Below are 23602 nucleotides of genomic sequence, written 5' to 3'. Positions count from 1 at the left end.
TTTAGCAATGCGCCAAACCCGTTATAAAAGATGACTCTATGACCTATATTGTTAACGACGCCTGTATCGCCTGCAAATACACTGATTGCGTCGAAGTTTGCCCTGTGGATTGCTTCTATGAGGGCGAAAACATGTTGGTCATCCACCCCGATGAATGCATCGACTGTGGGGTGTGTGAACCTGAATGCCCCGCTGATGCGATCCGTCCGGACACCGAGCCGGACATGGAAAAATGGGTTGAATTCAATCGCAAATATTCCGAATTGTGGCCTGTGATCATCACCAAGAAAGACCCACTTCCCGATGCGGAAGAACGCGATGGCGAAGCGGGCAAGCTGGATAAATACTTCTCGGAGGCACCGGGCGAAGGCGGTTAAGCGATTCGAAAATCGCCAGAGCTGCGGGGCGGCCAGACTGGTTTTTTCCGGTAAAACGGCCCCTCTATACGATAATTTAATATACAAGGCCCTTGCGATCGCTTTCGCAGGGCCCATTTTTATGGTATTATGCCTTCGATGAACTTACACACCTGCCACTTCTCAACCCAATCCCTGCGGGTGAACCCGAAATTCTGAAGTTATGATTCTTGGCTGTCGCCCTTTTGGGCTGGGCAGCCTTTGCCTTTGTGAAAAGGCCATCTACCCCTGCGGGCAACGCCCCGTGACCAAGGAGCCATTTTTATGAGCAAGTCGAAAAAGCTAGATTTCCGTCCAAACGAGTTCGTCGTTTATCCTGCGCATGGCGTCGGACAAATTGTGTCGGTCGAAGAACAGGAAGTCGCGGGCATCACGCTGGAACTGTTCGTGATCGCCTTTGTCAAAGACAAGATGACATTGCGCGTGCCGACCCATAAGGCGATTGAAATCGGGATGCGTGCGCTTAGCAGCCCCGACACGATCACCCACGCGATGAAAACCCTCAAGGGTAAAGCCAAGGTAAAGCGGGCCATGTGGTCGCGTCGTGCACAAGAATACGAGCAAAAGATCAACTCCGGTGATCTGATCGCCATTGCCGAAGTCGTGCGCGACCTGCACCGCACTGATGACCAGCGCGAGCAAAGCTATTCCGAGCGTCAGCTTTATGAGGCGGCACTGGAGCGTTTGACACGTGAAGTGTCTGCCGTTGCCGGTGGCGATGAACTGGCCGCAGCCAAGCAGATCGGTGATGTGCTGGAAAGCCGCGTCGCAGCAGCCTAAGCGACCCTACGACCCATTAAAAAAGCCGCGGCAGGTTTCCCTTGCCGCGGCTTTTGCCTGTCTGGTGTCAGGCTTGTTTCTTTTCTTCGTACTCGGTCCGGTTCATGAACGCGGTTTCCAGATCTTTTTGCAGCTCTTTCGCACGGGCGACATAGGCCTTGTTTTCGCTCGGCGGGATGTCGGGGCGCCATAGGGCGGCCAGCTCACGGACCGATGCCCGGTCATGGCTATAGAACATGCGCTGCGCTTCGGCGGCCTCGTAATCGGACAGGCCCAGATTTTCCAGCACATAGCGCCCTGCACGCAGTGAACTGTCGAACATTTCGCGCACGATATCATCAGCACCGGCCTGATACTGGCGGTAAACATCCGTGCGGTCATGGGCGCGGGTCACGATATGCAGATCGGGGCGTTCCTTGCGGGCATAGGCAATCAGCTGAAGCGCGGATTTGGGATCGTCCAGCGCCACGACCAGCACCTTGGCATCGCGCAAACCGGCCTTGCGCAGGATGTCGGGGCGGGTCGGATCGCCCAGGAACGCCTTGAAGCCAAAGCGGCGCATGACGGCGATTGTTTCGGGGTTGTGATCCAGAACCACGGTGCGAAAGCCCGATGCCTGAACCAGCCGGTTCACGATCTGGCCAAAGCGCCCGACCCCCGCAATGATAACGGTGCCTTGTTCGTCGATTTCATCGGCGACGATGGGGCCTGCCTTGCTGTCAAAACGTTTGCTGATCTGGTCATACAGAATGAACAAAAGCGGCGTGATCAGCATCGACAGGGCCACCACCAGCAGCAACACTTCGGCGACCTGGCCGGGCATCACCCCCGTGGCGACCGAAAAGCTGACCAGCACAAAGCCGAATTCGCCTGCCTGTGCCAACCCAAGCGCCAGCAGCCATCTGTCGCGGCCCCGCAGACGGAACAACGTGCCAAGCCCGAACAGGATGATCCCTTTGACGATGATCACCAAGAGCGCCATGCCCATGATAATCACCGTATCCGAGTACAATAGCTCAAAGTTGATGCCCGCACCGACGGTGATAAAGAACAGGCCCAGCAACAGGCCTTTGAACGGCTCAAGGTCGGTTTCCAGTTCGTGGCGGAATTCACTGCTGGCCAGAACCACGCCGGCCAGAAATGCGCCAAGGGCAGGGGACAGGCCGACCAGCATCATCAGGAATGAAATCCCGACAACAATCAGCAGGGCCAATGCGGTGTACATCTCGCGCAGCTTGGCGGCGTGGATAAAGCGGAACACAGGGCGGGTAAAGAACACGCCGGTGATGATGATCCCCGCGATGGCCCCAATTGTGACAAGGGTAATACCCCAGCCGGGCAACCCCTGGATCAGCGATATCGCAGCTTGCGCCACCTCGGCACCCTGGCCCAAAGGCTCTTCGCTGCCATGACCGACGACCGGCGTGCCATGCGCATCCGGATCAACCGTTATCGACCCGTCCGGCAATGCCTCTGCTACCATTTTGGTGACCAGCAGCGGCAGGAAGGCAAGGATCGGGATCACGGCAATATCTTGCGTCAGCAGGACCGAAAACACCGATCGCCCGCCTGCGGTCTGCATCAGCCCCTTTTCCGACAGGGTTTGCAGCACGATTGCAGTCGAGGACAGCGACAGGGTCAGACCAACCGCAATCGCAACACCCACTGGCTGGCCATAGGCCATGGCAATGCCCATCAGCGCGGCGGCTGAAATCAGAACCTGCAAGCCCCCCAGCCCCAACAACCTGTGCCGCATGTTCCACAATGCGCGGGGTTCCAGCTCCAGACCGATCAGGAACAGCATCATCACCACGCCAAATTCCGCAAAATGCTGCAGGTCCTTGGTCTCTGACCCGACAAAGCCCAATGCGGGACCAATAAGGATACCCGCCGCCAGATAGCCCAGCACCGACCCCAACCCCAACCGCGAGGCAATAGGCACCGCGATGACTGCGGCTGCCAGATAGATTGTGGCTTGGAACAGGAAACCTTCCATGGGACGTTTTCTTTCATTGGGCCAGCGGGGAAACCGGCAAAGGGTCGTTTAGGTGGGCAAGGGCCCGTCATGCTTTAGCTGGTCCATAACAATCTGACTATGCACTTTTGCGACAGCGCCATGGGGCAGCAACACATCGTGGATCAAACGGTTCAGGCTGGACAAGTCCACACAATATACGCGCAGCAGGTAATCGGCATCCCCCGTCATGGTCCAGGCGCTCACGATCTCGGGGCGGGTGGCCAGTAGGCGGGCAAAGCTGGCAGAATGGTCGGGCCCATGGGTGCCAAGATGGACCTGGATGAACCCCTGCACCGCCAGACCCAACCGGATCGGGTTCAGCTTGGCGCGGTAGCCCTCGATATAGCCTTCGGTCTCAAGCCGCTGACGCCTGCGCCCCGCCTGCGAGGGGGACAGGTGCAACTGCTCACCCAGCTCCTGCGCGGTCAGATGCGCGTTCTTTTGCAAGGCGGCCAGCAGACGGCTGTCTGTTTCATCCAATGTCATGCGGGTTTCTCGCTTGGTTTCCATTAATTATGCGTGGTTCGCGCATATTTATCCAGAGCATAGGTCAATTTTGCGCAATTAACGCGGGGATCTGCCGATATCTTGGGCGAAATATATTACTGACAGGAGAATCCGCATGGGTCCGTTTCCACATGATGCCGAAAAGTCCAAAATAACCGATGAAAATCCGGCCGGCACCGACGGGTTCGAATTCGTCGAATTCGCCAGCCCTGACCCGCAAGAACTGCGTGATCTGTTCACGCGCATGGGCTATGCGCACGTGGCCAAACACAAGACACAAGCGATCGAGCTTTGGCAGCAGGGCGACATCACCTATGTGCTGAACGCCGACCCCTCCAGCTTTGCCGCCGCCTTCGTGCAAGACCACGGGCCTTGCGCCCCGTCGATGGGCTGGCGCGTGGTGAATGCACAGCAGGCCCTGGCCCATGCGCTGTCCAAAGGGGCCGAAGAATACACCGGTGCGGGCAAGGTTCTGGATGTTCCGGCCATCAAAGGCATCGGCGGATCCCTGATCTATTTCGTGGACCAGTATTACGACACATCCCCCTATAACGAAGAATACGACTGGATCGCACAGTCGAAACCGGCAGGGGTCGGGTTCTACTATCTCGATCACCTGACCCATAACGTGTTCAAGGGAAACATGGATGTGTGGTTCAAATTCTACGGCGATCTGTTCAACTTCCGCGAAATCCGCTTCTTTGACATCGAAGGCAAGTTTACCGGCCTGACCTCGCGCGCGTTGACATCGCCCTGCGGTCGTATCCGCATTCCGATCAATCAGGATCGGGATGAAAAGGGCCAGATCGTTGCCTATCTGAAAAAATACAAAGGCGAAGGCATCCAGCACATCGCCGTTGGCGCGCGCGACATCTATGACGCCACGGATCAGATTGCCGAAAATGGCCTCAAATTCATGCCCGGCCCCCCCGATGCCTATTACGCGCTCAGCCAGACCCGGGTGACCGACCATCAGGAACCCTTGGACCGGATGAAAAAACACGGGATCCTGATCGACGGCGAGGGCGTCGTGGATGGCGGCGAAACCCGCATCCTTTTGCAGATTTTCTCGAAAACCGTGATCGGCCCGATCTTTTTCGAATTCATCCAGCGCAAAGGCGACGACGGCTTTGGCGAAGGCAACTTCAAAGCCCTGTTCGAAAGCATCGAACAAGAACAGATAGACACGGGCGAGCTGAAATCAGCCTGATAGAAATACCAAAGGTCGCGTCAGCAGATGCGGCCTTGTCTCTTCTCTGGCTCGTAAATATCCCGGGGGAACCGCCGTCAGGCGGTGGGGGCTGGCCCCCGACAGCGTCAGCCTCAGCTGCGCGGCATCTTCAAAACAACATCCCGCCCGCGTCGCGTATAGCGCAATTCGTTTTCGCCGATGGCCGACACGCGCCCGCCATCCAACCGGTCGCCAACCGCTACTTTTTGATAGCGCCCGTTGCTCAACCGGATCAAGGCGCGGCGGCTTGACGGTTTTCCGTAAACCCCGATCAGGTTGATATCACGCAGTTTGATAGCGTTCTTGACAGTTGCTTGCGTGGCCACAGATGCTTTTGACGGCAGGCTGGGGGCGACGGTGCGCGGTGCCACGGCGGCAGTACTTGCAACTTGCGTGGGTTCGGGCGTGGCCCGTTCGGCCCGCTTTACGATGCGGGCAAAGTTGCGGGGCCGCGTATCCGGGCGCACGGAGGCCTGAACCGCATAGGGGGTCGCGTTGTTCAGAACCGGTCCGGCAGGTTTCGGTGCAACAGTCACAATCGCGGCAAGCGACGCCCCCGCCGCCGCCGAGGCCGCCTGAACTTCGGGTGCGACGGCTTGCGGCACCGCTGAGGTTGCGGCAGTCTGCTGGACCGATGCAGGGCGCAACGACGGGCGCAGGCTGGCCAGTTCCGTGCGGGTCAGCCCGCCAAGGGTTGACCGCTCGTTGCTTTCCACCAGATCACCGGGCCGCACGACGGGCCGGAACTCAAGCAGACCGGGCTGTGTTTCCGGCACCTCTGGCGCGGCTTCCGGCGTTTGGGTGCTGCTGCGCGTCAGGGTTTTGGGCGGCTCGGCAGGGGGGCGGCCCGCAATGACCTTGATCCCGTCGGCATTCAGCGCGCCATCCGGGGTCGGGACGACCAAGCCCTTGTCATCCAGCGTAAATGAGGTGCCGGGCGGTGCGGGGGAGGCTGGCGAAAATTCCACGGTATCCCCGCCAAAAGACGCCAATCTGGGCAGGGCCACGGCGTCGTTCGCGGAGCTGACCGGATCGATACTGGTCATATAAAGATCATCAATCGGCACCATGGCAGGGGCAATCGGGGTTTCGGGGGCCATCACCCAAATACCCGACGTGGCGTATTTCGCCTCGATCTCTTGCTGGGTCAGCGTGCGCGGTTGGGCCAGTTCGGGCACGCGCAAGGCATCCAGAACGGCGCTGTCTTCATCGGTCAGGCTGGGGTCCAGCGCCGCGACCCGTTCTTCGGCGGGTTGTGGTGTGGGGGGCTGTGGAGTGGTGACGGTGTCGGGCAGTGCAACAGATGTTTCCGCGCGGGCGGGGACGGTATTGGGGGCCGGATCGCGTGGTTCAACAGGGGCCGATGCAATCGCGGTCGTGTCGCGGCTGGTAAACCAGCGCGACAGCGAAAGCCCGTCATCCAGAAACACCGACGCCCAGGCGGCGACACCGGCAAGAAACACCAGCAGTGCGGCAGTCAGTGCCAGCCCGAGAAAGCGCGGTTTCCCCCCGACGTTATTCGACTTCCGCGCCCCGAAAATGGTCATCCGTTCCGCTTCGGACGTGGTTTTGGGCAGCGTGATGCTTGTGTCTTTGACTGCGACACCCGCGCCATAGGATGCGGCGGCGGGCGGGGGCGGCGTCTTGCGCGGTTTGCCTTTGCTCAGGAAACCCCATTTCCTGATCTTCGCCTTGGGCTTTTCGGCGGGAACAGCACTTAACGACCTGCTGTCTGGCACAGGTGCATCCGGCGTTGACCCTTTCGCTGCGGCATCGGCGCGTTTGGCCGTCCCGACAGGGGGGGCGGCTGCACTGCTGCGACGGCTTGAGAAAGCTGTAGGTGCGGGCACAGGGGCCGCAGCCGCAGCTTTCGGGGGCGCTTTGACACCTGCTGGCGCGGCACCCGTTGCAGCGGCAGCGGCGGAAATGGCTTTCCGGACCCTGGCCTTCAAATCCTCCGGTGCATCGTTCTGTGCGGGTTCTGATTTCACTTCGGGCTGCGCTTGTTTCGCAGGCTCCGTGGCCACGGCAGCGGCCATGTCTTCAGGCAAGGCAGGCGCGGGGGGGATCGCCGGTTTTGCCGCGATTATATCTTCCCGACCGCGCACAAAGCTGGTGGCATCATCGCCGCGCGGGGTGGCGGTTTTATCCTGTGGCGTTTCGGCATCCGGCCCGTCTTTGGCAGGGGCGGTTTGAAACAGATCGCTCAAGGCTTCGTCTGCTTGGGGCTCTTTTACCGGGGGCACATAGGGGCCCAGTACGACAACGGCATCGTCATCCGGTTCGATCGCTTCGTCACGCTCCAACAAGCTTGAGGCGACATCGGTGGGGCCGAAAAACGGCTCGCCCTTGAAAACGTGGCTGTCGGGTCTGGCGACGAAGCTGACCGGATAAAAGCGGTGTTCTGTGGCAAAGGCTTCGGCTTCGGCCAAAGTCTCAAGGGCAACGGCTGCCACATGGGTCTGTGCGCCATCGCTGCTGATATCAAACGCCAGATCGTCGACATCATAAGGGGTTGCCCCTTCAAGCGCGCGGCGGGCTTCGGACATGCGCGCCGCATCTGAAAGACCGGGTGTTTCAAGCGTCATAAACTTGATCTGGTCATTGGGGATCAGCAGTTTTGTGCGCACGCCGCCGGGTTCCAACGCGGCTGCGGTTTTGCGCAGCACGGCCAGTTCGGCAGACATGTCCGGTGCATCAATTGATACATCGCCAATGCTGCGCCAGCCGCCCGCAGTGCGGTGCAGCAAACTTATGCCATCAATGGACAGGGAAAGTGCAAAATTTGGCTTCATATCGACGCTTTTTTATCAGGCAGGTACCGGTAGAATTTTATCACGTGCCCGCGGATTAAAACAGCGCGCCGGAATATCATTCAGATTATAGCAGTAGTTTGCCTATGGAAAGGGCAGAGCGGCAACGGGGCTTGCGGTAAGGGCATAGGGCCGCCAAACATAATTCAGATTAGATTTATCAAACCAAAGGTTGAAATAATGCGAATTTTGCAATGGACCGCTGTGATTTGGATGGCGCTGGTATCGGGTGTCATCGCCCAAAACGTCCAGAATGGAATCACCGTGAGCGGCGAGGGCGTTGTTTCGCTGGCCCCCGATATGGCCACCATTCGTCTGGGTGTCTCGGAGCGTGCCGCGACCGCATCTGATGCCATGCGCCAGACGTCTGAAAAGGTGCGGGGCATTCTGGATCAGCTGGACGGTATTCAGGTGGCGGGACTGGATCGCCAGACCAGCGGTCTGTATCTGCGCCCGGTCTATGACAACCGCCCGCGCGACGACAATGGCCCGGCGCAGGTGGTCGGATACGAGGCGGGCAATACCGTCAGCGTCACCGTGCGCGACCTGAGCAAGCTGGGCGCGCTTCTGGATGCGGTCGTGGCTGAAGGGGCAAATGATTTCAACGGGTTGGAATTTGGCCTGCAAGACAATGCCGAGGCTTTGATTGCAGCGCGCAAGGGGGCCGTTGCCGATGCGATGGCCCGTGCAAGCCAGCTGGCCGAAGCGGCGGGGGTCAAACTGGGCGCTGTCTTGCAGATGTCGGAATCAAGTCAGGGCTACCGGCCGATGGAAATGAAAGCGTCGCAGATGCGCAGCATGGATGTCCCGATCGAAACCGGCGAAGTGGCCATTCGCGCCCAGGTCACCATGCAGTTCGCGATCTCGCAATAACCAGCGGGCCTGGGCTAGAAACGAAAAAGCGCCCGAGAGATCATCGTCTCTCGGGCGCTTTTTATTGATATGGCTGGATTAGCTGGTCGCTTTGGCCAGCGCCTGATCCAGATCGGCAATCAGGTCGTTCGCATCTTCGGTCCCGATGGACACGCGCACCACATTGGCACCGGCACCGGCAGCTTCTTGCTGCTCTGCGCTGAGTTGGCGGTGGGTGGTCGAGGCCGAGTGGATGATCAGCGACCGTGTATCGCCAAGGTTGGCCACGTGGCTGAATATCTCGAGCGCATTGACCAGTTTCACGCAGGCGTCATAGCCGCCCTTGACCGCAAAGGTGAACAAGCCGCCAGCGCCTTTGGGGCACACGGTTTTGACACGGTCGAAATACGGCGATGATTCAAGACCTGCATAGGTCACGAAATCAACGCGGTCGTCATTCTCGAGCCATTGCGCGATCTTGGTGGCGTTCTCGACGTGACGCTCCATCCGCAAGGACAGGGTTTCGGTGCCCATCAATGTGTAGTGGGCCGCTTGGGGGTTCATGGTCATGCCCAGATCGCGCAGACCGATGGCAATGCCGTGGAAGGTAAAGGCAAGTGGGCCAAAGGTCTCGTGGAACTTGAGGCCGTGATAGGCGGGTTCTGGCTGGCTGAGCGACGGAAATTTGTCATTCGCGGACCAGTCGAATTTACCGGAATCGACGATACAGCCGCCGGTGACGGTGCCGTTGCCGGTCAGGTATTTCGTGGTCGAATGCACGACCAGCGTCGCGCCATGTTCGATGGGGCGGCACAGGTACGGGGTGGCGGTGGTGTTGTCGATGATCAGCGGGATACCGGCCGCATCGGCCACATCCGCGATGGAACGCACATCCATGATATAGCCGCCGGGGTTGGCAATCGCCTCGCCAAAGATCGCGCGGGTGTCATCGTCAACAGCAGCTTTGACCGCTTCGACATCATCGAAATCGACGAATTTGCACGCCCAGCCGAAGCGCTTGATGGTCTGGCTGAACTGGGTGACCGTGCCGCCGTACAAACGGGTCGAGGCGATGATGTTCTTGCCCGGCCCCATCAGCGGGAACAAGGCCATGAGCTGGGCCGCGTGACCCGAAGAACAGCACACAGCGCCGACACCGCCCTCAAGCGTGGCAATGCGTTCTTGCAGAACGGCCACAGTGGGGTTGGTCAGACGCGAATAGATAAAGCCGACTTCTTGCAGGTTGAACAAGGCGGCGGCGTGATCTGCGTCGCGGAACACATAAGCCGTGGTCTGGTAAATCGGCGTCTGACGCGCGCCGGTTGCCGGATCGGGCTTGGCACCTGCGTGAATTTGCAGCGTGTCAAAGCCGTAAGTTGGGCCGTCTGTCATGGTTATCCTCCCGTGGATTGGTTGGGTTATGGATATTGGAACGGGGTATGCGACACAAGAGAATGCACACGGCCAGCGGTGACGATCGGAATTTTTAAAAATTCCGGACCGGAAAATTTGAATTTTCCGACCAGCGCCGCCCTGTTAGCGCATCCAATAGCCGTTGGATTTAAGCCGATTGCGGATGGCCTGTTCCTTGCGGGGCAGGTTGTCTTGGTCAAACAGGGCCCGCGCTTTCTGGCCCCGCCCCTGATAGACCATGCGTTTGATGGGCTCGTAGCCCTTGAGCACTTTCTTGAGCTTGTTCGGGGCCGCAACCGTTTCCAGAACATCCACCGCTTGCTGGCTTTCGCGCGCATATAACAGCGGCAAGAACCGGTAGTGACAGCTGACGCTTCCATCCAGCAGCCCTTGGGGCAGGGTGTCGCGCCCGCCGCCTAATGCGTGGATGACCAGCGGCAGGGCCACCTGATCCAGCCAGGGATCAAAGCTTTGTGCGCAAAGCTCTACCGGGGGGGTGTCGCGGATCGCCAGCGCATATTCCAAAAACCGTGCGCCAAATTCATGGGGGCAGCGGTAAAAGAAGAAGCCTGCGTTGAAATAGAGATAGCGTTGCCAGTATTCGTCCGGGTGGCTCAGATCGAGGCTGCTTTCGAAATCCAGACCGAATTTGTCATAAAGCGATTTCCACAAGCCGTTGTATTGCGGCCCGTAAAGCTGCGGCACGGGCCAGGTGTTGGTGCGCCGCATTGATGCGGTGGGGCGGTCGAAATCGAAGGGGACTTGGGTAATATCGCCTGTAATCAGGGTGTCGGTGTCAAAAAAGACAAAGGGTTCACCCTTGGGCAGGGCGCAGAGCATCTCGATCTTGTTGCCATAGGGATAAGACGCACCAAAGTGTTTTGACTGGAACGGAATGATTTCCGCCCCCAGATCTTCCAGCGCCGCGCGCACTTCCGCGCTTTTGATTTGCGGATCATTTGGCCACAACACGCCGGGTTGCGGTTCAGCCACCAGCAGGCGGCCGCGAAAATCGGGGCTGCTGTGACGCAAAGAGGCCGCGAAAAGCAGTGCCTCATATGCCAAACGACCATGTTGGCCGACGATGACGATATTAAAGTCTTGCGATGGGGATGTACTGGTCAACGCGATGCCTCATGCTTTTTTTGCCCGACTATAGGGGTAAACGCTGTTTCACAAAAGGTAGCAAATAAGCCCGGACCGATATAGCCGCCTGATTGACAGGTGCCGTTCTTGCGCGGCATCTTGTTTGCAAAAGGGAGTATCGCGGCAAGCATCGGGCATGATCAGGCCCCTTTTTCCGGCGCTGCGCTCAGCACGTTTTTCAAACTGTCTGACGTCAGACAGCAGAGACGATAGGGACGCGTGAGAGCCGAACACGGGACGCTTTTCCGAGACGGTGCTTGTCCGTTGGTAAAGGCCGCCTAAAGTAGAATATGCCGTGTTTGCTTAAGCTTAGATATAATGCGCTTCGCATGGTTGATGGTCCACCGTGGCGGCGCACCAAAGCACATTCGTGTCTGAGCCGTTGATAAGAAGTGAAATGGTGGGCGACCCAGGAATCGAACCTGGCGTGCGTCTCCGCGAGGGAGTTACAGTCCCCTGCCACACCTTGCGGCCTGTCGCCCACTTTCAGCCAGTGCATTGCACCGGCTGTGAAGGCGTGATTACAAGCGGTCCTGATAGGCGTCAAGGCGAAAACCTAGGCGAAAGGCAGGGAAATGATCCTTGCAGCACATGAAAGAGGGTCTGGGCATGAAAAAACCGAAGTGGGTCGTGCAAAAAGAGCAGGAAAAAAAGGTCGAGGCGAACCAGACCGTGTGGTTGTTCGGCTTGCACGCGGTGCGCGACGCACTGGAGAATCCTAAACGTGAAAAATTAAGGCTGATGGTCACGCCCAATGCGCAGATCAAGCTGGAAGAGGCGATTGCAAAGGCGGGAATCGAGCCCGAGGTCGTTGACCCCCGCAAATTCCGCCCGCCGCTGGATCAAGGATCGGTGCATCAGGGCGCTGTGCTTGAGGTCAAGCCGCTGTCATGGGGATCGTTGGAAGAGGTGTGCATCGGGGCCGAGGCACCGCGTGTGTTGTTGCTGGACCGTGTGACTGATCCGCATAACGTTGGGGCAATCTTGCGCTCGGCCGAGGTGTTGGGCGCGTCTGCGGTGATCGGCATGCGCCATCACGCCGCCCCCGAAACCGGATCGCTGGCCAAATCGGCAAGCGGGGCGCTGGAACGCCAGCCCTATCTGCGGGTGCGCAATCTGGCGGATTCGATCAAGGAGCTTCAGAACATGGGGTATCTTGTGCTGGGTCTGGATGGCGAGGCCGACATGACCGTGGAGGCCGCCCTTGAAGGCAAGCGCGACCGTCCGGTGGCGCTGGTGCTGGGGGCCGAAGGGCCGGGCCTGCGAGAAAAGACCAAAGAAACCGTCGATCTGTTGGTACGGATTGACGCAGATGGTGGATTTGGCTCGCTCAACGTCTCAAATGCGGCGGCAATCGCCCTATATGCTTCTCGTCCGCATGGGTAAGGCCCGCATGTAAAAGGAAGAGACGCCGTGAGCTATCCAGTAAAAATCGCGACTTGCTGCTTTTGCGGCAGCAAGGCCGCGTTGACCTTGGATGCGGGGCGTCACGAGCTGGCCTGCGCGCAATGCGGCGCGCCGCTGCATGACCTCAAGCAAATTCCTGTTCCGGCCCCGGCATCGGCCAAGCCGGCGGTTTCGCCGCGCTTGCGACAGTTTGCGCCGTCAAAGCCCGCGAAACCGGCGATGAAGCCGAAAAAAGAGAAATACCAAAAGCGCAAGAAATCCTGGCTGAAAAAGCTGACCGGCGAGGTTTTCGACATTGTGGAAGATATTTTCGACTGAAGGCATGTTACGCAGGGTTGGCGATATTTTGCCTAGATCTTTAGGTTTTGTTCACGCATTTGTCAGACGGTCTTTGAATTGCGCAAATAGTTCTTAACTCATGTGCAAGGCGGCAGGTTCGGAACTCCTGCCGGTCTTTAACTGTCCCTCGTTCCATACCTTCGCGCCCTCGGACATTTGTCTGCAGGGCGCTTTTTTTATCCGAGAATCAGTGTAGATGTGGGGGATGATATATCCAGACGCCCTTTTGAAAGATGTATTGACCCGGACCAAGCGGATTGCTGTGGTCGGTGTGTCGATGAACCCGGTGCGGCCCAGCTATTTTGTGGCGCGCTATCTGTCGCTGAAGGGGTTTGATGTGATTCCCGTCAATCCCGGCCATGCAGGCGAGATGTTGTTCGGGGCCAAGGTGGTCGCCACCTTATCCGACATCGAGGGTGATGTGGATATGGTCGATATTTTCCGCCGCTCTGAGGCGGTGCCCGCAATCGTGGAAGAGGCGCTGGAAGTCTTTCCCAAGTTGCAGACCATCTGGATGCAAATCGGTGTGGAGCATGCCGAGGCGGCGGCTTTGGCCGAGGCGCGCGGGGTGACGGTGATACAGAACCGCTGCCCCAAAATCGAATACCAGCGGTTGTTTTCGGAATTGCGCATGGGCGGCTTTGCGACAGGTATTATTTCGAGCAAGCTGTGACGCGAGGATAGTGCCTGCGGCGGCGGGAAAGGGGGCTTTGCCCCCCAGCCGAAAGATCGGCTTCCCCCCAGGATATTTGAGAGCCAGAGAAGGCCTAGCGGGCGGCTTTTTCAGCGATGCCGCTTTTGGATTGTCTGCGGGCGAGTTCGTCAAGCACGTCTGAGAGCGGGACATCGCGCGACGCGAGCATGACAAGCAGGTGGTACAGCACGTCGGCGGCCTCGGAGGTGAGGGCCGGTTTGTCGTTTTTCACCGCTTCGATGATGGCTTCGATCGCTTCTTCGCCAAATTTCTCGGCGCATTTTTCGGGGCCTTTGGCCAGCAATTGGGCTGTCCAGCTGCTGGACGGGTCCGCATTTTTACGGGCTGTGATGGTGGCGTAGAGATCATCCAGGGTCATGTCAGCCTCATGGGGATACCGGCGGCGGCCATGTGTTGTTTGGCCTGCGCGATGGTATATTCGCCAAAGTGAAAGATCGAGGCGGCGAGGACGGCGGAGGCACCGCCGATGGTCACGCCTTCGACCAGGTGGTCAAGATTGCCAACGCCGCCCGAGGCGATCACCGGCACGCTGACGGCGTCGGAAATGGCGCGGGTCAGGGGCAGGTTGAAGCCTTGTTTGGTGCCGTCGCGGTCCATCGAGGTCAGCAGGATTTCACCGGCCCCTTTGGCGGTAACCAGTTTGGCGAATTCCACGGCGTCGATGCCGGTGGATTTGCGGCCGCCATGGGTGAAGATTTCCCATTTTCCGGGGCTGACTGTTTTGGCGTCGATGGCACAGACGATGCATTGGCTGCCGAACTGATCGGCCGCGCGGGCGATGACATCGGGGTCTGCGACGGCGGCAGAGTTGAAGCTGACCTTGTCTGCACCCGCGAGCAGGAGGGCGCGCACATCAGCCACGGTGCGCACGCCACCGCCCACCGTGAGCGGGATATAGCAATGTTCAGCCGTGCGGGTCACCAGATCGAACATCGTGCCGCGGTTTTCATGGGTGGCGTGGATGTCGAGGAAACACAGTTCATCCGCGCCCGCCGCATCATAGGCGATGGCGGCATCGACGGGATCGCCCGCATCGCGCAGGCCGACGAAATTCACGCCTTTGACCACGCGGCCATCGGCGACATCAAGGCAGGGGATGATACGGGTTTTAAGCATAGCTATTCTTTAGAGGGGCTGTGGACGGGTGGCAAGCCGCTGGAGGGCTGTCTGCCCTCCAGACCTCCCGAGGATTTGGGGCCATTTGGAAGATCAGGCAAGGGCCTTGAGAGCTTGTTTCAGATCGATGGCACCATCGTAGAGGGCGCGGCCTGAAATCGCGCCGGAGATGACGTTGGTGGCTTTGAGCGCCTTGAGGTCGTCGAGCGAGCTGACACCGCCTGATGCAATGACCGGGATATTGACGGCGCGGGCGAGGGCGGCGGTGGCATCGATGTTTGGTCCGCCCATGGCACCATCGCGCAGGATGTCGGTGTAGATGATCGCGGCGACGCCTGCGTCCTCGAAGGATTTGGCGAGGTCGGTGACCATCACATCGGTTTCATTGGCCCAGCCCTTGGTGGCGACGCGGCCGTTGCGCGCATCAATGCCAACGGCGACTTTGCCCGGGAAGGCACGGGCGGCTTCGCGCACCAGATCGGGGTTTTCGACGGCCACGGTGCCCAGGATCACCCGCGCGAGGCCTTTGTCCAGCCATGCCTCGATTGTGGCCATGTCGCGGATGCCGCCGCCAAGCTGGGCGGGGACGTTGCAGGATTTCAGGATCGCTTCGACCGGGGCGGCGTTGACGGGGGCCCCTGCGAAGGCACCGTTCAGATCCACCAGATGCAGCCATGTGCAGCCTGCATCGACAAAGGCGCGGGCCTGTGCGGCGGGGTCATCATTGAACACGGTGGATTTTTCCATGTCGCCGTGAACGAGGCGCACGGCTTGGCCGTCTTTGAGGTCGATTGCGGGGTACAGGATCATTGGGCAGGCCTTGGGTTGCGGGTGTTTGCGACCAAATCGCATGGCGGGCGGAAATGTGCAACGCAGCAGGCGCGGCCCCTACGTAAAGCTTGCTTGAATCGGTGAATTTTAGTCAAACTGCGGAGATATCGGGAGGATATATCATGAAAAGAACGATTTTGGCGGCAGTCATTGGAATCATGGCGGCGGGCACGGCAATGGCGGCGGATCCTGCGGTTGGGGTTTGGAAGACCCAGCCGGATGATGGTGCCTATGCGCATGTGAAGATGAGCCCTTGCGGGGCCGAGGTCTGCGGCACGATCATGCGCACCTTTAACGGTGACGGTGAATATAAATCCGAGAACATCGGCAAACAGCTGGTGATCGGCATGGCACCGGATGGCAAAGGCAACTATGCGGGCAAGGTCTGGCGGCCGTCGAACGATAAAATCTACATCGGAAAGATGAGCGTTTCGGGCAACAACCTGAAGCTTTCGGGATGTGTTGCCGGTGGTTTGCTGTGTTCAAAGCAAAGCTGGAGCCGCCTTCAGTAAACCCAAAGGATGATCTGCCCTGGGATTGAGCTGATTTGCGAGAATCATGGCGTTGGTGAATGATAACACCAGCGCCTTGGTTTTTGGCTGCGGTGCCAAAAGCGTGTAAGGCATCTGTGTTGCTTTGGGCCGTGATGCAAATGATTTCAAAGAAATGCATTTTTCTGAGCGCCCTATTTATGGCGATTTCGGCGCCGGTATTTTCTGATGTGGCGGAAGGTGTCTGGAAATCTGCACCAGATGTTAACGGATTGGTTGTTCATGTAAGGGCCAGGCCGTGCGGGCAGGCCTTGTGCGGTGTTGTCGAGCGGGCCAAAGACCGGCGCGGTTATGACAAGAAATCAACCGCTGTCGGCAAACGCGTGTTCTGGGACATGGTCCAACAGGCCGACGGGTCTTACGAGGGGACGCTGATAAAGCCGTCAGGCAATACGCGCAAACAGACGACGATGTTGGTCGATGGCAATGCCATGCATCTGGTCAAATGCACTGGGAACAGCGGCAATGAAGTGGTCTGGACCCGCTTGCGTTAAGCGGGCCCGGAATGCTGACGGGGCGCGGACTGATCAAGCGCAGTCTGAAGGGCTGTGGTCTTATGGCCGCCAGTTCAGGAAATTGGCGATCATGCGCAGGCCTGTTGCCTGGCTTTTTTCGGGGTGAAACTGCATGCCCAGCATGGTGTCACGGCCAATCACGGCGGTGACTTCGCCAGCATAGTCGACATGGGCCAGCCGCTCTGCGGGGTTGGCTACAGCCATATGATAACTATGGACAAAATAGGTGTGATCGCCGGTCTTGATGCCGTCGAAAACGGGGTGTGGATGGTCAATGACCAAATCATTCCACCCCATATGCGGCACTTTCAGTGCTGGATCGGCGGGGGTGATTTTGGTGACTTCGCCCTCGATCCAGCCCAGACCTTGGGTGTCTTCGTATTCGCGGCCCCAAGAGGCCATCAATTGCATCCCGACACAGATGCCCAGGAACGGGCGGCCTTTGACTTCGACGGCCTCGACCATTGCGGCATAGATGCCGCTGTGGCCCTTGAGGGCGGCCATGCAGGACGGGAACGCCCCGTCGCCCGGCAGCACCAGGCGGTCAGCGCTTGCGACAACATCGGCGTCAGCGGTGACGATAACATCGCCCGCGTCGGTTTCGCGGGCCATCCGTTCAAACGCCTTTTGGGCAGAGTGAAGATTGCCGGATTCGTAATCAATGATCGCGGTCAGCATTTGCTACAACGCACCTTTGGTTGACGGGATATCGCCGGATTTGCGGGTATCGACCTCGACTGCTTCGCGCAGGGCGCGGGCAACGGATTTGAACGCCGCCTCGGCGATGTGGTGGCTGTTGATGCCGTGCAGCATGTCCACGTGCAGGGTGATGCCGCCATGTGTGGACAGCGCCTGAAAGAATTCGCGCACCAGTTCGGTGTCGAAATTGCCGATCTTGGAGGTCGGCAGATCGACGTTCCAGATCAGAAAGGGACGGGCAGACAGGTCAAGTGCTGTACGCACCAGCGCATCATCCATCGGCAGCAGACACGCGCCGTAGCGCCGGATGCCACGCTTGTCGCCCAAGGCGTCGGCCAGTGCCTGACCCAAGGCGATGCCCACGTCTTCGACCGTGTGGTGATCGTCGATGTGCAGATCGCCCTTGGCGGTGATTTTCATATCAATCAGCGAATGACGCGCCAGTTGATCCAGCATGTGATCGAAAAAACCGACGCCTGTGTTGTTGTCATAGGCACCGGTGCCATCAAGATTGACCTCGACGGTGATTTCGGTTTCGGCGGTGGAACGGCTGATTGTGCTTTGACGCATGGGAATTCTCCGGCTGTTGATCCCCTTATAGCAGCGCGCGCGGCCACGCCAAGGGCCAGCCAATCGGATTTGAGCATCATAGGGGATTGCGGCCCTTACCCCGCTATGACAGCGTGGCGGTACTGCAACCAGTCGAAAGCGACCCGATGTCTACCTGCGTCTTTATCCAGATCCGTTGCCGGCCCGGCACAACCTACCGCGTTGCGGAGGAAATCGCCTTGCGTGAAATCCATTCGGAGCTGTATTCGACATCCGGCGATTTTGATCTGCTGATGAAACTTTATATCCCCAAGGGCGAAGACGTGGGGGTCTATATCAACGATCACCTGTTGGATATCGACGGGATTGAGCGGTCGTTGACCACAATGACGTTCAAAGTGTTTTGAGAAATTTCATCGCTCTTTGTGCGACATTGCTATGTGCAACGCCCGCCCTTGCTGACCGCACCTATGGGGGCGAAGAGGCGGCCGCTTTGCGATGTGCCAATATGCTGGCCTATACGGCCGTGACATTGGCGCGCGAAGAGATGATCGGTCAGGAAGAAAAAGAGGTCATGCTGGGCATCACCGTTCTGATTTTAGAACGGCATGTCAGCGGTACCCGGGCGCAGAAAAAGGCCGCAATGGCGGTCATGCGCGATCGTCGCGACATTGACGCCACGCTGCGCGATTACCGCCGCAACGCGGCCAAATGTCTGGTCCAGTTCCCGATTAACTGATCCGATCACGCGGCATTCGCCTTGGAGGAATGGCGCATCTCTGCGCGGCCAATCGCGCGGGTGAATGTGTTTTTCACACGTTGTGTCCGGTTGGCATTGGGGGCGATCGGGGTGCCGACAGAGATCGTGATCGGCGTGTTTCCCATCATCGTCAGGCCATAGGATGTGTCTTCAAGGCTAAGCTGGATGCCGGCTTCGAGCACTTCCCAATCGGCAAGCTGGGTGTCACGGCTAACGCAGATGAACTGGCCGTTGCCTTCGTAGGACATCAACAGATGGGGGCAGTCGACAGTGCTGATAATGCTTTCGCCCAGATCGGTCAAAAGCGTTGTGAAATCGGACGCGGCGCTGTGCTGATACAGATGTTGCGCATCATCAAGCGAGACACAGAAAACCTTGCACCCCTTTAGCGCCTTGCGATCAAGCTGGGTCAGGTAGTTGCCAAGCGAGAAGGACAGGATCAGACGGTCCACATGGGCGAGATGCAATTTTTCGCATAATTCGAAGTCATGAACGCCTGCTGCATCCTTTGCCCCGACGTCCAGCGCATTGACGCTCACCACGGTCTTTGACGCCTCGCTCAGCCGCTCTGCGACGCGGATACGGTTGTAGATGTCTTTCAGGTTAAACGGCTTTGAGATGTAGTCGTTTGCCCCCGAAGCAAAAGCGTTCTCGATTGAAATCGGGTCGGTTCTGGCGGTCAGCATCAGAATGGGTTTCTTGTCATAGCCGGGCAAGGCACGGATGCGCTGGCACAGTTCAATGCCGTTCATTTTCGGCATATCGACGTCCAGCACGAAGCAATCGAAAGGCTTGCCCTGCGCCGCTATGATATCGAGGGCTTCAAAGCCACCGGATGCCGAGTGGACATCGGTCAGGTCGGCCAGACCGAAAATTTCCGGGAACAGTTCATGGATAAACGGGTCATCATCTACCACTAGAATTTTCATGATTTGCTCCGGTTTCAGTCAGTGTTTTCGCATAGGCTGCGTTTTTTTATGTTGTGGTATAGCTAGGATTCAATCTGGGCAAGAATATGACGCGCAATCTGCATTCTGGACCTTTTTAATGGTATTGTTGGCAATTTTCCGGCGCCAAGTCCGCACAATGCAATTTTTATGAAATTTATCCAATAGGCCGCAAAATCGGCACATTGTTTCGATAGACCGTAGCGGAATTTTAGAGTTTTCACGAAGCTGTCTGTAGTACGAATGGAATTTCAGATGTCCAAACCACTGTTTCTTATACCTATCATCATTGCGCTGGGGCTGTCGGGCTGTGCAGTCCCGCACCACGCGGTTTCCAATCCGCCGACTGCATTTTCTTTTCAGGCCACAGGCCAGGACGGGGCGGTATTGATTGAGCAAACGGCCGCTTTGGACCGTATGATGAAAGACATCGTCCGCAACACGACGATCAAACACGCCGCCGTCGGGGCCGCTGTCGGATGTGGACTGGCGATCGTGACGTCCAATGCCTCGCATTGCATGGCGGCGGCCGCGTCTGGCGGGGTCGTTGGGGCGGTTAACGGCCATATGGCAGGCAAAAAGGACGTTGCCCGCAGGATGGAACTTGTATCGGCCAATGCCATCGTCCGGAGCATTCGAACATCGAACGCGCAGCTCGATGATATCTCGATCCAGTTGCCCAGCTTCCTTGCGCGGCAAGAATCCGACATCGAGGGGTTGGCGGCGCTACGCGGGGCAGGGACCCTCACTGAGGCAGAGTATGAGGCGCGGCTGGATGCGATCCGGGCCAGTCGGGCCGAACTGGCTGAGGCGTTGATGATGTCGTCGCAGCAGGCGCGTTTGGCCAGTGCCAACCTGCGCGCGGCGGCGGCCCAGGGGCAATCGGGTCTGGAGTGGCACATAAGTGCCGTTGAACAGATGGAACGCGAAACGGTTTCGGCGCGTTCGCAAATCTCTCTGCTGTAGCTGCTGGAGCGATCGGACCAAATTGAAGGACAATTTAAATCACAGGGCCGCCCCAACCGGGCGGCTTTTTCGTTTTGGACAAATGGCGCGGATCAGTCGCTGGCCCATGGTGACAGGGCAGGATCGGCTGAATAAACGGGTGCCGGAAAACACAAAGGCCGCCCGAAGGCGGCCTTGTTTTTTTCTGCTGGGTAAGCAGAAACCAGTTGGAGCGGGCGAGGCGATTCGAACGCCCGACCCTAACCTTGGCAAGGTTATGCTCTACCCCTGAGCTACGCCCGCATCCTCTGGTAGGGCGTGAGATACCCATAGGGCGCAGTGTCCGCAAGAGGGAAATTGCCTTTGAATGCACTTTTTTTCAGATTTTTTTCGGGCGGCTATTTTAGGTCCGTTCAGACCAGTGCATGGGCCAGAATCCCCAAGGCGGCAGCGGCGATCATTGCCAAGGTCAGGGCCATGCCAGCCTGCCGCAAGATGATCTTTTGCGGTGTGGAGGCGAAGCCATATGCGTGCAAAACGCGACCGGCAACAAATGCAGCGCCCATGGTATGGAGCGCGACGGGCGGTGCCCCGTTCAATTCGCTTAGCATCATCAGGATCAGCGCCAGCGGCGCATATTCCGCGCAATTGGCTTGGGCGCGCATACGTTTGAGCAGGTTCTTGTCGCCGCTGTCACCCAGCGAGATGACATTGGCCCTGCGGTAGCGGATGACGCGCCAGCTGAGGGCGAGAAATACCAAGGCGGTCAGCGCAGCATAGAGGGATGTAATGGGCAGGGGCATAGGGGGTCTTTCGGTCAGGGGCGTTCATTTGGCAGCCTATGGCAAAACGTGATTTCCGAAAGGGCGAAAGCGGCATTCATCTTTTTGCTGGGGTGGGGGGCGTTGAACGGGGCTGAAAAAGGCAACGCGCCCTGACACGATCAGCACTGGGCCGACTGCACGGGGGGCTGGTCAGTCAAGTGAACGCCGGCAACGGAAAAGGGCCCCAACCGCCGTTGGAGCCCCTTGTTTCTTAGTACCTTGCCTTAGTGGCTTGGCTGCTTGTCCCAGTCTTCCTGCTTTGGAAGAATTTCGAACGTATGCTCTGGGGGTGGGCTTGGCAGTGTCCACTCCAGCGTGTCGGCATATTCGTTCCACGGGTTTGCGGCCGTGCTCCGTGCGCCCCGTGTCAGTGTGTAGAATATCACACCGAAGAAGAAGAGGAACGACGCGAAGCTGAGGAAGGCACCGATCGAGGACCACAGGTTCCAGTAAGCAAATGCATCGGGGTAGTCGATGTAGCGGCGTGGCATGCCCTGACGACCCAGGAAGTGCTGTGGGAAGAAGGTCAGGTTCGCGCCGATGAACATCGCCCAGAAGTGCAGCTTGCCGGCCCATTCAGGGTACATGCGGCCCGACATCTTGGGCAGGTAGAAGTAGACACCTGCAAAGATCGCGAACACGGCACCCAGCGACATAACATAGTGGAAGTGTGCAACCACATAGTAGGTGTCATGGTAGTAGCGGTCGACGGCTGCCTGGGACAGAACGATACCTGTTACACCACCGACGGTGAAAAGGAACAGGAAGCCGAAAGCCCACAGCATTGGTGTTTTGAATTCGATCGAACCGCCCCACATGGTGGCAATCCAGCTGAAGACCTTAACACCGGTTGGCACCGCGATAACCATCGTCGCAAGCATAAAGTAGGCTTGCTGGTTCAGCGACATACCGACTGTGTACATGTGGTGCGCCCACACAACAAAGCCCAATGCGCCGATTGCGATGATCGCCCAAACCATTGGCAGGTAGCCAAAGATCGGTTTGCGGCTGAACGTGGCAATCACGTGGCTGATGATACCAAAGCCTGGCAGGATGATGATGTACACTTCGGGGTGACCGAAGAACCACAAGATGTGCTGGTACAGAACCGGATCACCGCCGCCTGCTGGGTCAAAGAACGCGAAACCAAAGTTGCGGTCCATGAGCAGCATGGTGATTGCGCCGGCCAGAACGGGCAGGGACAACAGGATCAGCCAGCTTGTAACGAAGATCGACCAGCTGAACAATGGCACCTTGAACAATGTCATGCCGGGGGCGCGCATGTTCAGGAAGGTGGTGATCATGTTGATCGCACCCAGAATGGACGAAGCGCCGGAAACGTGAACCGCGAAGATCGCGAAATCCATCGACATACCGCCTTCACGTACGGAAAGCGGCGGGTACAGAACCCAACCAACGCCGGACCCGGCCTGACCGTTACCGCCTGGTGCAAGCACCGAACAGACAGCAAGCGTGGTGCCGCCGACATACAGCCAGAAGGACAGGTTGTTCATGCGTGGGAACGCCATGTCAGGCGCGCCGATTTGCAGCGGCATGAAATAGTTACCAAAACCGCCGAAAAGCGCGGGAATAACCACAAAGAACATCATCAAGATGCCGTGGCCGGTAATCAGAACGTTCCAAAGATGCCCGTTTGGCGTACATGTTTCTGCACTATTGGCGATGAAACGCGCACCTTCCATACACATGTACTGAACACCGGGGTGCATCAGTTCAAGGCGCATATAGATGGTAAAGCTGACTGAGATAAAGCCAACGAGGGCTGAGACGATCAGATATAGAATACCGATGTCTTTGTGGTTCGTGGACATAAACCAGCGTGTGAAAAATCCACGCTCGTCGTGATGATCATGCCCGTGAATGGCTGCGTCGGCCATGCGGTGCCTCCTGAGATTGGTTGGTCAACCCACGCCCCGACAAGGAACGCGCGCTGGATTATCGTTTGTTCTAGTGCGCCTTGCCCAAAGGGGCAATGGCCACGATTGCCGCAGGTGCGGTATTTTCTGAAAAATCCGGGGTCGTTGCTGGCACGCCATCTTGTGAGCGCGAGCATGTCACGGCTGGATATAGTGACATGATTGCCAGCGAGCCAAGACCAGATAAGTGAAACATATGTGACTCTCAGAACGTAATCGCGTCTTGAGCGGGGGAAAATCCGGTGCCCTGGGGGTGTCGTGCTCAGGATAATGAGGGGATCGATATCCGTGG

The 23602-nt window shown here is 58.1% G+C and carries 26 protein-coding genes and 2 tRNA genes; 13 read left to right on the top strand and 15 right to left on the bottom strand.

Features of this window, described 5'->3' with window-relative positions:
- Positions 1-38: 38 nt before the first annotated feature.
- Both fdxA and ACSQ13_RS09735 read left to right on the top strand, forming a co-directional pair.
- A complete protein-coding gene (gene fdxA / locus ACSQ13_RS09740) occupies positions 39-377 on the top strand; it encodes a ferredoxin FdxA (RefSeq protein WP_176249560.1) in 339 nt (112 codons plus the stop codon).
- Positions 378-680: 303 nt separating this feature from the next.
- A complete protein-coding gene (locus tag ACSQ13_RS09735; protein WP_176249559.1) occupies positions 681-1196 on the top strand; it encodes a CarD family transcriptional regulator in 516 nt (171 codons plus the stop codon).
- 67 nt (positions 1197-1263) lie between these two features.
- On the opposite strand, the gene ACSQ13_RS09730 is transcribed toward ACSQ13_RS09735, so the two are convergent.
- Both ACSQ13_RS09730 and ACSQ13_RS09725 read right to left on the bottom strand, forming a co-directional pair.
- Complete coding sequence (locus ACSQ13_RS09730) at positions 1264-3192, bottom strand: cation:proton antiporter domain-containing protein (protein ID WP_176249558.1); 1929 nt, start codon at positions 3190-3192, stop codon at positions 1264-1266.
- Between the two features lie 48 nt (positions 3193-3240).
- Positions 3241-3699, bottom strand: a complete 459-nt coding sequence (locus ACSQ13_RS09725) for an Lrp/AsnC family transcriptional regulator (protein ID WP_176249557.1) — start codon at positions 3697-3699, stop codon at positions 3241-3243.
- 136 nt (positions 3700-3835) lie between these two features.
- On the opposite strand from ACSQ13_RS09725, the gene hppD reads away from it, so the two are divergent.
- On the top strand, positions 3836-4930 hold the full coding sequence (hppD, locus tag ACSQ13_RS09720) for a 4-hydroxyphenylpyruvate dioxygenase (protein ID WP_295509418.1): 1095 nt from the start codon (positions 3836-3838) through the stop codon (positions 4928-4930).
- 113 nt (positions 4931-5043) lie between these two features.
- On the opposite strand, the gene ACSQ13_RS09715 is transcribed toward hppD, so the two are convergent.
- On the bottom strand, positions 5044-7746 hold the full coding sequence (locus ACSQ13_RS09715) for a hypothetical protein (protein WP_295509415.1): 2703 nt from the start codon (positions 7744-7746) through the stop codon (positions 5044-5046).
- 198 nt (positions 7747-7944) lie between these two features.
- Between ACSQ13_RS09715 and ACSQ13_RS09710 the strand changes: the two genes are divergently transcribed.
- A complete protein-coding gene (locus ACSQ13_RS09710; RefSeq protein WP_176249554.1) occupies positions 7945-8637 on the top strand; it encodes an SIMPL domain-containing protein in 693 nt (230 codons plus the stop codon).
- A 78-nt stretch (positions 8638-8715) separates the two neighbouring features.
- Here the strand turns inward: ACSQ13_RS09710 and ACSQ13_RS09705 are convergent, their stop codons facing one another.
- From ACSQ13_RS09705 to ACSQ13_RS09695, 3 genes are all read right to left on the bottom strand, one after another.
- Positions 8716-10008 carry an O-acetylhomoserine aminocarboxypropyltransferase/cysteine synthase family protein gene (locus tag ACSQ13_RS09705; RefSeq protein ID WP_295509410.1) on the bottom strand — a complete coding sequence of 431 codons (1293 nt, stop codon included), beginning with the start codon at positions 10006-10008 and terminating at the stop codon, positions 8716-8718.
- A gap of 144 nt (positions 10009-10152) precedes the next feature.
- Positions 10153-11154 carry a hypothetical protein gene (locus ACSQ13_RS09700; protein ID WP_176249552.1) on the bottom strand — a complete coding sequence of 334 codons (1002 nt, stop codon included), beginning with the start codon at positions 11152-11154 and terminating at the stop codon, positions 10153-10155.
- A 419-nt stretch (positions 11155-11573) separates the two neighbouring features.
- Positions 11574-11657, bottom strand: a tRNA-Tyr gene (locus ACSQ13_RS09695).
- Positions 11658-11784: 127 nt separating this feature from the next.
- Between ACSQ13_RS09695 and rlmB the strand changes: the two genes are divergently transcribed.
- From rlmB to ACSQ13_RS09680, 3 genes are all read left to right on the top strand, one after another.
- Positions 11785-12561 (top strand): 23S rRNA (guanosine(2251)-2'-O)-methyltransferase RlmB, encoded by a 777-nt coding sequence (gene rlmB, locus ACSQ13_RS09690; RefSeq protein WP_176249551.1) that lies wholly within the window; start codon positions 11785-11787, stop codon positions 12559-12561.
- Positions 12562-12588: 27 nt separating this feature from the next.
- Positions 12589-12900, top strand: a complete 312-nt coding sequence (locus ACSQ13_RS09685; RefSeq protein ID WP_176249550.1) for a hypothetical protein — start codon at positions 12589-12591, stop codon at positions 12898-12900.
- 226 nt (positions 12901-13126) lie between these two features.
- Positions 13127-13594, top strand: a complete 468-nt coding sequence (locus ACSQ13_RS09680) for a CoA-binding protein (RefSeq protein ID WP_295509407.1) — start codon at positions 13127-13129, stop codon at positions 13592-13594.
- A 94-nt stretch (positions 13595-13688) separates the two neighbouring features.
- On the opposite strand, the gene ACSQ13_RS09675 is transcribed toward ACSQ13_RS09680, so the two are convergent.
- The 3 genes from ACSQ13_RS09675 to hisA form a co-directional block, all read right to left on the bottom strand.
- Positions 13689-13994, bottom strand: a complete 306-nt coding sequence (locus ACSQ13_RS09675; protein WP_176249548.1) for a phosphoribosyl-ATP diphosphatase — start codon at positions 13992-13994, stop codon at positions 13689-13691.
- Complete coding sequence (gene hisF / locus ACSQ13_RS09670) at positions 13991-14752, bottom strand: imidazole glycerol phosphate synthase subunit HisF (RefSeq protein ID WP_176249547.1); 762 nt, start codon at positions 14750-14752, stop codon at positions 13991-13993. Before hisF ends, ACSQ13_RS09675 begins: the two co-directional genes overlap by 4 nt.
- Before the next feature lie 93 nt (positions 14753-14845).
- Entirely contained in the window at positions 14846-15562 is a 717-nt protein-coding gene (hisA, locus tag ACSQ13_RS09665) for a 1-(5-phosphoribosyl)-5-[(5-phosphoribosylamino)methylideneamino]imidazole-4-carboxamide isomerase (protein ID WP_176249546.1), read from the bottom strand.
- A 143-nt stretch (positions 15563-15705) separates the two neighbouring features.
- Between hisA and ACSQ13_RS09660 the strand changes: the two genes are divergently transcribed.
- Positions 15706-16095, top strand: a complete 390-nt coding sequence (locus ACSQ13_RS09660) for a DUF2147 domain-containing protein (RefSeq protein ID WP_176249545.1) — start codon at positions 15706-15708, stop codon at positions 16093-16095.
- Between the two features lie 179 nt (positions 16096-16274).
- Positions 16275-16628, top strand: coding sequence for a DUF2147 domain-containing protein (locus ACSQ13_RS09655; protein WP_255200150.1), 354 nt, complete (start codon positions 16275-16277; stop codon positions 16626-16628).
- A gap of 60 nt (positions 16629-16688) precedes the next feature.
- On the opposite strand, the gene hisH is transcribed toward ACSQ13_RS09655, so the two are convergent.
- Both hisH and hisB read right to left on the bottom strand, forming a co-directional pair.
- Positions 16689-17327, bottom strand: coding sequence for an imidazole glycerol phosphate synthase subunit HisH (gene hisH / locus ACSQ13_RS09650; protein WP_176249544.1), 639 nt, complete (start codon positions 17325-17327; stop codon positions 16689-16691).
- Positions 17328-17330: 3 nt separating this feature from the next.
- A complete protein-coding gene (hisB, locus tag ACSQ13_RS09645) occupies positions 17331-17918 on the bottom strand; it encodes an imidazoleglycerol-phosphate dehydratase HisB (protein WP_176249543.1) in 588 nt (195 codons plus the stop codon).
- Between the two features lie 146 nt (positions 17919-18064).
- Here hisB and ACSQ13_RS09640 point away from each other — a divergent pair, with 146 nt between their 5' ends.
- Both ACSQ13_RS09640 and ACSQ13_RS09635 read left to right on the top strand, forming a co-directional pair.
- Entirely contained in the window at positions 18065-18304 is a 240-nt protein-coding gene (locus ACSQ13_RS09640; RefSeq protein WP_176249542.1) for an Lrp/AsnC ligand binding domain-containing protein, read from the top strand.
- Positions 18301-18636, top strand: coding sequence for a hypothetical protein (locus tag ACSQ13_RS09635; RefSeq protein WP_255200149.1), 336 nt, complete (start codon positions 18301-18303; stop codon positions 18634-18636). Before ACSQ13_RS09640 ends, ACSQ13_RS09635 begins: the two co-directional genes overlap by 4 nt.
- A gap of 5 nt (positions 18637-18641) precedes the next feature.
- Here the strand turns inward: ACSQ13_RS09635 and ACSQ13_RS09630 are convergent, their stop codons facing one another.
- On the bottom strand, positions 18642-19586 hold the full coding sequence (locus ACSQ13_RS09630; RefSeq protein WP_295509398.1) for a response regulator: 945 nt from the start codon (positions 19584-19586) through the stop codon (positions 18642-18644).
- A gap of 273 nt (positions 19587-19859) precedes the next feature.
- On the opposite strand from ACSQ13_RS09630, the gene ACSQ13_RS09625 reads away from it, so the two are divergent.
- Entirely contained in the window at positions 19860-20570 is a 711-nt protein-coding gene (locus tag ACSQ13_RS09625; RefSeq protein ID WP_295509395.1) for a hypothetical protein, read from the top strand.
- Positions 20571-20777: 207 nt separating this feature from the next.
- On the opposite strand, the gene ACSQ13_RS09620 is transcribed toward ACSQ13_RS09625, so the two are convergent.
- The 3 genes from ACSQ13_RS09620 to ctaD all read right to left on the bottom strand — a co-directional run bounded on the left by ACSQ13_RS09620 (position 20778) and on the right by ctaD (position 23271).
- Positions 20778-20852: transfer RNA gene (locus ACSQ13_RS09620), tRNA-Gly, on the bottom strand.
- A gap of 110 nt (positions 20853-20962) precedes the next feature.
- On the bottom strand, positions 20963-21352 hold the full coding sequence (locus ACSQ13_RS09615; RefSeq protein ID WP_295509392.1) for an MAPEG family protein: 390 nt from the start codon (positions 21350-21352) through the stop codon (positions 20963-20965).
- 245 nt (positions 21353-21597) lie between these two features.
- Positions 21598-23271: a cytochrome c oxidase subunit I gene (gene ctaD / locus ACSQ13_RS09610; RefSeq protein ID WP_176249538.1), complete on the bottom strand. Its 1674-nt coding sequence runs from the start codon at positions 23269-23271 to the stop codon at positions 21598-21600.
- A gap of 95 nt (positions 23272-23366) precedes the next feature.
- Here ctaD and ACSQ13_RS09605 point away from each other — a divergent pair, with 95 nt between their 5' ends.
- Complete coding sequence (locus ACSQ13_RS09605; RefSeq protein ID WP_373029543.1) at positions 23367-23501, top strand: hypothetical protein; 135 nt, start codon at positions 23367-23369, stop codon at positions 23499-23501.
- Positions 23502-23602: the final 101 nt, after the last annotated feature.

This window comes from Sulfitobacter sp. SH22, from assembly GCF_965641905.1.
Taxonomy (GTDB): domain Bacteria; phylum Pseudomonadota; class Alphaproteobacteria; order Rhodobacterales; family Rhodobacteraceae; genus Sulfitobacter.
The sequence above is the reverse complement of the archived record's forward strand: the minus strand, read 5'-3'. Positions and strand labels throughout refer to the sequence as shown.

Bases quoted from the DNA above. Each gene is read 5' to 3' on its own strand.
- rlmB (WP_176249551.1), top strand. From the start codon at position 11,785: ATGAAAAAACCGAAGTGGGTCGTGCAAAAAGAGCAGGAAAAAAAGGTC.
- ACSQ13_RS09725 (WP_176249557.1), bottom strand. From the start codon at position 3,699: ATGACATTGGATGAAACAGACAGCCGTCTGCTGGCCGCCTTGCAAAAG.
- ACSQ13_RS09640 (WP_176249542.1), top strand. From the start codon at position 18,065: ATGTCTACCTGCGTCTTTATCCAGATCCGTTGCCGGCCCGGCACAACC.
- ACSQ13_RS09630 (WP_295509398.1), bottom strand. From the start codon at position 19,586: ATGAAAATTCTAGTGGTAGATGATGACCCGTTTATCCATGAACTGTTC.
- ACSQ13_RS09625 (WP_295509395.1), top strand. From the start codon at position 19,860: ATGTCCAAACCACTGTTTCTTATACCTATCATCATTGCGCTGGGGCTG.
- ACSQ13_RS09705 (WP_295509410.1), bottom strand. From the start codon at position 10,008: ATGACAGACGGCCCAACTTACGGCTTTGACACGCTGCAAATTCACGCA.
- ACSQ13_RS09680 (WP_295509407.1), top strand. From the start codon at position 13,127: ATGATATATCCAGACGCCCTTTTGAAAGATGTATTGACCCGGACCAAG.
- ACSQ13_RS09715 (WP_295509415.1), bottom strand. From the start codon at position 7,746: ATGAAGCCAAATTTTGCACTTTCCCTGTCCATTGATGGCATAAGTTTG.
- hisH (WP_176249544.1), bottom strand. From the start codon at position 17,327: ATGCTGACCGCGATCATTGATTACGAATCCGGCAATCTTCACTCTGCC.
- hppD (WP_295509418.1), top strand. From the start codon at position 3,836: ATGGGTCCGTTTCCACATGATGCCGAAAAGTCCAAAATAACCGATGAA.
- ACSQ13_RS09735 (WP_176249559.1), top strand. From the start codon at position 681: ATGAGCAAGTCGAAAAAGCTAGATTTCCGTCCAAACGAGTTCGTCGTT.
- hisB (WP_176249543.1), bottom strand. From the start codon at position 17,918: ATGCGTCAAAGCACAATCAGCCGTTCCACCGCCGAAACCGAAATCACC.
- ACSQ13_RS09605 (WP_373029543.1), top strand. From the start codon at position 23,367: ATGGCCACGATTGCCGCAGGTGCGGTATTTTCTGAAAAATCCGGGGTC.
- ACSQ13_RS09675 (WP_176249548.1), bottom strand. From the start codon at position 13,994: ATGACCCTGGATGATCTCTACGCCACCATCACAGCCCGTAAAAATGCG.
- ACSQ13_RS09655 (WP_255200150.1), top strand. From the start codon at position 16,275: ATGGCGATTTCGGCGCCGGTATTTTCTGATGTGGCGGAAGGTGTCTGG.
- fdxA (WP_176249560.1), top strand. From the start codon at position 39: ATGACCTATATTGTTAACGACGCCTGTATCGCCTGCAAATACACTGAT.
- ACSQ13_RS09615 (WP_295509392.1), bottom strand. From the start codon at position 21,352: ATGCCCCTGCCCATTACATCCCTCTATGCTGCGCTGACCGCCTTGGTA.
- ACSQ13_RS09710 (WP_176249554.1), top strand. From the start codon at position 7,945: ATGCGAATTTTGCAATGGACCGCTGTGATTTGGATGGCGCTGGTATCG.
- hisF (WP_176249547.1), bottom strand. From the start codon at position 14,752: ATGCTTAAAACCCGTATCATCCCCTGCCTTGATGTCGCCGATGGCCGC.
- ACSQ13_RS09730 (WP_176249558.1), bottom strand. From the start codon at position 3,192: ATGGAAGGTTTCCTGTTCCAAGCCACAATCTATCTGGCAGCCGCAGTC.
- ctaD (WP_176249538.1), bottom strand. From the start codon at position 23,271: ATGGCCGACGCAGCCATTCACGGGCATGATCATCACGACGAGCGTGGA.
- ACSQ13_RS09660 (WP_176249545.1), top strand. From the start codon at position 15,706: ATGAAAAGAACGATTTTGGCGGCAGTCATTGGAATCATGGCGGCGGGC.
- hisA (WP_176249546.1), bottom strand. From the start codon at position 15,562: ATGATCCTGTACCCCGCAATCGACCTCAAAGACGGCCAAGCCGTGCGC.